Origin of the sequence: Actinoplanes sp. NPDC049598, assembly GCF_040675435.1 — a bacterium.
Classification (GTDB): domain Bacteria; phylum Actinomycetota; class Actinomycetes; order Mycobacteriales; family Micromonosporaceae; genus Actinoplanes.
The window spans coordinates 60,965-67,315 of the sequence record NZ_JBFAOX010000005.1; the positions used below are offsets into that span (position 1 = coordinate 60,965).

Annotated in this window: 6 protein-coding genes; 3 read left to right on the plus strand and 3 right to left on the minus strand. The window is 71.2% G+C overall.

The annotated features are described in order from the left end of the window. The first annotated feature begins 28 nt into the window (after window positions 1–28). The 3 genes from AB0J66_RS13730 to AB0J66_RS13740 are packed head-to-tail and all read left to right on the plus strand — an operon-like array spanning window position 29 to window position 2,088. Window positions 29–703, plus strand: coding sequence for an amino acid ABC transporter permease (locus tag AB0J66_RS13730; RefSeq protein ID WP_364659597.1), 675 nt, complete (start codon window positions 29–31; stop codon window positions 701–703). Beyond that, a complete protein-coding gene (locus AB0J66_RS13735; RefSeq protein ID WP_364659599.1) occupies window positions 700–1,575 on the plus strand; it encodes an amino acid ABC transporter permease in 876 nt (291 codons plus the stop codon). The genes AB0J66_RS13730 and AB0J66_RS13735 overlap by 4 nt, the downstream gene beginning before the upstream one ends. A 12-nt stretch (window positions 1,576–1,587) precedes the next feature. After that, window positions 1,588–2,088, plus strand: coding sequence for a DinB family protein (locus tag AB0J66_RS13740; protein WP_364659601.1), 501 nt, complete (start codon window positions 1,588–1,590; stop codon window positions 2,086–2,088). On the opposite strand, the gene rny is transcribed toward AB0J66_RS13740, so the two are convergent. The 3 genes from rny to AB0J66_RS13755 form a co-directional block, all read right to left on the minus strand. After that, window positions 2,062–3,777 carry a ribonuclease Y gene (gene rny, locus AB0J66_RS13745; protein ID WP_364659603.1) on the minus strand — a complete coding sequence of 572 codons (1,716 nt, stop codon included), beginning with the start codon at window positions 3,775–3,777 and terminating at the stop codon, window positions 2,062–2,064. The two genes, AB0J66_RS13740 and rny, sit on opposite strands and share 27 nt — an antisense overlap. A gap of 355 nt (window positions 3,778–4,132) precedes the next feature. Further along, window positions 4,133–5,086 carry a hypothetical protein gene (locus tag AB0J66_RS13750; protein ID WP_364659605.1) on the minus strand — a complete coding sequence of 318 codons (954 nt, stop codon included), beginning with the start codon at window positions 5,084–5,086 and terminating at the stop codon, window positions 4,133–4,135. Between the two features lie 270 nt (window positions 5,087–5,356). Beyond that, entirely contained in the window at window positions 5,357–6,031 is a 675-nt protein-coding gene (locus AB0J66_RS13755; RefSeq protein ID WP_364659606.1) for a hypothetical protein, read from the minus strand. Window positions 6,032–6,351: the final 320 nt, after the last annotated feature.

Sequence of the window (6,351 nt, forward strand, 5' to 3'; positions counted from 1 at the left end):
CCCCGCTTCTAATGATCCGAAGGTGCCGATGGACGTCTTCTCCGTTGCAACCAACCGCGAGGTCTACCTCACCGGGTTCCTCTGGATCCTGAAGCTCACCCTCGCCGGTGGTGTAGGTGCCGTCGTGCTCGGCGTCCTGCTGGCCGGGATGCGGGTCTCCCCCGTGCCGGTGCTGCGCGCCTTCGGCACGGCCTGGGTGAACATCTTCCGCAACACGCCGCTCACCCTGATCGTCTTCTTCTGCTACTTCGGTTTGTTCTCGACGCTCGGCCTCTCCTACGCCGACGACATCGACCTGAACAACTTCTGGCTCGGCGTGACCGGCCTGGCCGTCTACACGGCCGCGTTCGTCTGCGAGGCGATCCGCTCCGGCATCAACACGGTGCCGGCGGGGCAGGCCGAGGCGGCCCGCGCGATCGGCATGACGTTCCGCCAGACGCTGACGATGATCGTCCTGCCCCAGGCCGGCCGGGCCGTGATCGCGCCGCTGGGCAGCATCATCATCGCGCTCTGCAAGAACGCCACCATCGTCGGCACGATCGGCCTGATGGAGTCGTCGAACGCGATGAAACAGCTGATCAACGAGAACGGTGACGCGGTCATCCCGATCTTCCTGGTCTTCGCGGGCACCTTCGCGATCGTCCTGATCCCCACCGGCTACGCCTTCGGCTGGCTGGCCAACCGCCTGGCGGTGAAGCGGTGAGCACCGACGCAGTTCTCTACGACCACCCGGGGCCCCGCGCCAGGGCGCGCAACCGGATCCTGACGGTCGTCTTCGGCGTCCTGCTGCTGGCGCTGCTCTTCTTCATCTACCGGAAGTTCGACGAGAAGGGCCAGTGGGCGGCCGCCCTGTGGAAGCCCTTCATCCAGTGGAGCACCTGGTCCGAGTACATCCTGCCGGGTCTGCTGCACACCCTCGAGGCAGCCGTCGTCGCGGCCGCGCTCTCGCTCGTCTTCGGCGTGATCTTCGCGGTCGGCCGGCTCTCCGACCACTGGTGGGTGCGGCTGCCGGCCGGCGTGGTGGTCGAGTTCTTCCGGGCCGTGCCGCTGCTGCTGATGATGTTCTTCATCTTCTTCGGCATCCCGTTCATCACCGAGCAGCCGATGTCCATCTTCTGGGCCGTGGTGATCGGCCTGACCCTCTACAACGGGTCGGTGCTGGCCGAGGCGTTCCGGGCCGGCGTGCGCGCGGTGCCGAACGGGCAGAGCGAGGCGGCGTACGCCATCGGCATGCGCAAGGGCCAGGTGATGAGCCAGATCCTCATCCCGCAGGCGGCCCGCGCGATGCTGCCGGTGATCGTCAGCCAGCTCGTGGTGCTGGTCAAGGACACCGCGCTCGGCTACATCATCGCCTACAACGAGCTGCTGCAGCTGGGCGTGAACAACGTCGCGGCCAACTTCGGCAACATCGTCCAGGCTGCGATCGTGGCCGCGGTCATCTACATCATCGTCAACTCGCTGCTCACGTCGTTCGCCGGCTGGCTCAGCCGCCGCACCCGGCGCAGCGGCAAGGCCCCGCGCGCGGCCGGGCCGGCCCCGGTCGTGGGTGCGGCCGAACCGGGCGGCGGCGCCTGACATGCTGAGCACATGATTTCCGCCGACGAAGCCCTCGACCAGCCCGCGAAGATCCAGTTCGAGGCTTTTCTCGACGAGCACCGCAAGGCGCTTCTCGACAGCCTGGACGGCATCACCGAGGAGCAGGCCCGGGCCTCCCTGGTGCCGTCCCGCACCACACTGCTCGGGCTGGTCAAACACGTGACGATGGTGGAGAACGTCTGGTTCGGCGAGGCCGTGACCGGCAAGTCGCGGGCCGAGTTGGGCATCCCGCTCACCGCCGACGAGTCGTTCATCCTCGACGACGACGACACCATCGAGAGCATCCAGGACGCGTACCGCGAGACCATCGAGAACTCGCGGCGCGCGGCGGCGCCGATCGGGCTCGACGACCTGCTGCCGGGCAACCGGCGCGGGCCGCTCCCGCTGCGCTGGGCCTACATGCACCTGCTGCGGGAGCTGGCCCAGCACTGCGGGCACGCGGACATCCTCCGCGAGCAGCTCGGCCTAACGAGCGAGCTCGGTGACGCGTGACTCGCGCACCACGGTGACCCGGATCTGACCGGGATAGGTCAGCTCCTCCTCGATCTGCTTGGCAACGTCCCGGGCCAGGACGGCGGCGCCGATGTCGTCGACGTCGTCCGGCCGGACCATCACACGGATCTCCCGGCCCGCCTGCATGGCGAAGACCTTCTCCACCCCGACCTTGCCGGCCGCGATCTCCTCGATCCGCTCCAACCGCTTGACGTACGCCTCCAGGCTCTCCCGGCGGGCGCCGGGGCGCCCGCCCGAGCAGGCGTCCGCAGCCTGGGTCAGCACGGCCTCGATCGTCTGCGGCGGCACCTCGTTGTGGTGCGCCTCGATCGCGTGCACCACGTCCTCCGACTCGCCGTACTTGCGGGCCAGGTCGGCCCCGATCAGCGCGTGGCTGCCCTCGACCTCGTGGGTGAGCGCCTTGCCGATGTCGTGCAGGAATGCCGCCCGCTTCATCGACGGCACGTCCAGCCCCAGCTCGGCCGCCATGATGCCGGCGATGTGGGCGGTCTCGATCAGGTGCTTGAGCACGTTCTGGCCGTAGCTGGTGCGGTAGCGCAGACGGCCCAGCAGCCTCGACAGCTCCGGGTGCAGGTCGGTGATGCCGACGTCGACCAGCGCCTCCTCGGCGGCCCGGTCACAGAGCACGTCGACCTCGTTCTTGGCGCTCTCGTAGACCTCCTCGATGCGGTGCGGGTGGATCCGCCCGTCGAGCACCAGCTTCTCCAGGGTGAGCCGGCCGACCTCGCGGCGCACCGGGTCGAAGCAGGAGAGCAGCACCGCCTCGGGCGTGTCGTCGATGATCAGGTTGACTCCGGTCACCGACTCGAAGGCCCGGATGTTGCGGCCCTCCCGGCCGATGATCCGGCCCTTCATCTCGTCGCTGGGCAGATGCAGGACCGAGACCACGCTCTCGGCCGTCTGCTCGCTGGCGATCCGCTGGATGGCGTCCACCACGATGTGCCGGGCCCGGGTGTCGGCCGTGCTCTTGGCCTCGGCCTCCACGTCCCGCACGATGATCGCGGCCTCGCGCTTGGCCTGCGCCTCGATGCTCTCGACGAGCTCGGCCCGGGCCGTCTCGGCGGTCAGGCCGGCGATCCGCTCCAGCTCCCGGCGCTTCTCCTCCTCGGCCCCGGCCAGCTCGGCCTCCCTGGCCGAGAGGGCAGCCTCCCGCGAGGCTAGATCGGTGTCCATGCCGGCCAGGCGGCGCTCGCGCTCGACCAGGCGCTCCACCTCGTCGGCGTGCAGGCGCTCCCGCTCGTCGATGCGGGCGGCCCGGCGCTCGACCTCGGCCGCGTGCTCCTTGGCGGTCGCGTTGAGCAGGGCGACCTCGCGCTCGCCGGACCGCCGGGCAGCCGACCGCACCTGCTCGGCGTCGGCCTCGGCCTGGCGGTGGGCCCGCTCCAGGATCGTGTCGGCCTCGCTGTGCGCGTCCTCGAGAACACGGCGGGCCTCGGCCCGGGCGGAGTTCGCCTCGGCCTTGGCGGCGGCGGCCTCGGCCCGTACGGACGCGGCCTTGGCCTTGGCGTCGTCGACCTTGGCCAGCGCGTCGTCGACCGCCTGACCCTTACCCTGGGCGTCATCCTTCTTGAGGTGACGCAGCGCGCGGGCGCCGAGCAGCATGCCGGCCACCACCAAGGCGGTGAGGACGACGATCGCCACCACCAGCACCCAGTCCAGGGCGGTCATCTCGCCGCGTCTCCCTTCGCCGCCCGGCGCGGCAGGCGCGCGGGCCATCTGCGGGATGCCCGACCAAGCCGCACGACCGCAGGGGAGATCAGGCCCCTGTCGCGGCGTGGGTACGCCGGGGCCGACCGCCGTATGTCAAGGCCCTCGGCGCCTCGTGTTCCGCGGTCCGGCGCTTCGGGCGGCATCTTTGTTGATCAGCTTCGCTTCACAAGTGATGCCGTAATGTAATGCGATCTATGTTGTGCGTGTTGCATGCGATGGTCGAACAAACCTTTGTAACGCGAGGCTAGGTCGCGAGTGCCACTCCGGTCAAGGATCCATGATTCGGTACTGCATACCCCCAGGTCACCGCAATTCAGGCGTACCTGGACCAGAGATCGCGCATCGGCTCCCACTTCTCACCGACACCCTCCTTCCAGTAGGCGAGCAGGAAACCCGCCACAGGCGTCGGGGCGTCGTCCCACCAGATACCACTCACGGTCCGAGTGGTTCCGCCCTCGCTGAGACGGTACGCGTACTCCACGTAGTTTCCGGTGGTGCGACCGCTCGGAGTCGCCCCTTCGGTGGCCGGACCCACCCCAGGAGTGAGCGTCCGCGCGTCGACCGCCTGCCCCATGGCCTTGACCCGGGCCTTGTCCCGCTCGGCGACCGAGGCGTACTCGACGAAGATCGCGCTCATGCCGTCGAGCGTGCACCGGACCCGGACCTTCTCGCCGGCGCTCAGCTTGGGTCCGCCCGCCGTGCCGCTGCGGCCGCAGGTGGAGAGGTAGGGAAGCCAGCCTTCGGAAAGGGTCACGAGGGCGGTCCCGGCGAAGTCGGGGGCGTTGAGAGTGGCCTGGCTCTGCTCGAAGACGCCGGTGGTCGCGCTGCTCGCAGGGCCGGGCGACGGCGGGGCGGCCGCGTCGGGGGCGGTGGCGCGGCCGGCGAAGAAACCGCCGGCGCCGAAGATCAGAAGACCGGCGATCAGGCCGGCCAGCAGGCCGATGAAGAGACGGCCGCGGTCCGGCGGCGGGGTCGGCTCGATGCGACGACCGGGCGGGGTGGAGAAGCCGTAGGGATTGCTTTCGGCGGGCAGGCCGTACGGGTCACCGCCGTGGAACGGGCCGTAGGAGGCGCCGCCGCTTGTGGGGTAGGGCGGGCCCGACGGGGTGCCCGGGTCCGGAGGGCCGGAGGCTGGGTTGGGCGGGCCGCTGAGCTGGGCGGGGACGCCTTGGCCGGCCGCCGTTGGCGAGGGCGGGGTGAGCGGGGTGGTCGGCTCGGCGCCTTCCTGGAAGGGACCGTAGCCCGGCATACGGCTCTGATCGGTCACAACGTCGCAGATTACCAGGCAGTGGCCACTGCCGATGTCCGCCAAGATCCGGTCCTGGGCCGTCGGCCGCGACCGGATCTCCCCGGGTGTCAGGCCTGCCGGCGCCGCGTCACCAGCAGCAGAACGACGCCGCCGACCACGACGGCCGCGCCGGTGCCGACCATGCCCGCCGCGTTGGCGCCGGTCAGCGCGAGGATCGGGCTGTCGTCGCCCGAACCGCCACCGCCGTTACCGGGTGGGGTATCGCCACCACCGTCGGCCGCCGCCCGATCAGCGCCGCGCCGCGAACACCAGAGGCACGAGCACCGGCTGCCCCTCCCAAGAGCCACGCAGAGCCACCCCGCCCCGCGCACTGTCCTCACCGCTGCGCGGGCGCTCGCCCGCACCACGCACGCCCGCGTCCGGAAGCCGCCGCACGACGGTGAACTCGGCCGTCTCCGTGACGATGATCGTCGGATCACCCGGCTCAACCCGCTCGATCGGCCCGGCCGCCGGAGCGTCGGCGCCCTCGGAGCCACCGGAGACGATGGTCATGCTGAGCGGCAGCGGCTCCCGCCGCCCGTCGACCTCGAAGTACTCCTCGGCCTGACCCCCGCCGCCGAGGACCGCCGTTACCAGCGCCGCCGCGTACACGGGATCGCCGCTCGCGTCGTACACCCAGCGCGGCCCGAGCACCGAATGCTCGCACGTCCCCACCAGCCAGGCGTCGCCACCGTCCAAAGGGGCCCCGCGATACGTCAGCGGCACCTGGAGGACCGGCCCCTCCCCCGCCCGCACCAGCAGCGTCTCGACCCCGACCTCCCCGTCCGGATCGTCGAACCGGTACGCCGCGACCCGCTCGAGCCCTCGCCCACCGACCCCACCGGCCCACTCCCGTCCGGGAAGCCACCCCGCCAGCAACTCGAGTTTGGTGGGACTGATCCGGGCCCGATGAATCAACGCCATGCGCCGCATCGTAGAGCGCCCCCACCCGGCGTCTCGACCGCCACCTAACCCACCGCGGGCAGCCCATCAGCCGGGCGGCCAAGGCGGCGGGGCTGGGCGGCGGCTGGGGCTTGGGCGAGGGCTGGGGTCGGGCGAGGGCTGGGGTCGGGAGTCGGGACAGGTGCGGGACTGCTTCCGGGCGACGGCTGGGGCCGGGCGAGCGCCGGGGCGAGCGCCGGAGCTGGGGGCCGGAGCTGGGGGCCGGAGCTGGGGGCCGGAGCTGGGGGCCGGAGCTGGGGGCCGGAGCTGGGGGCCGGAGCTGGGGGCCGGAGCTGGGGGCC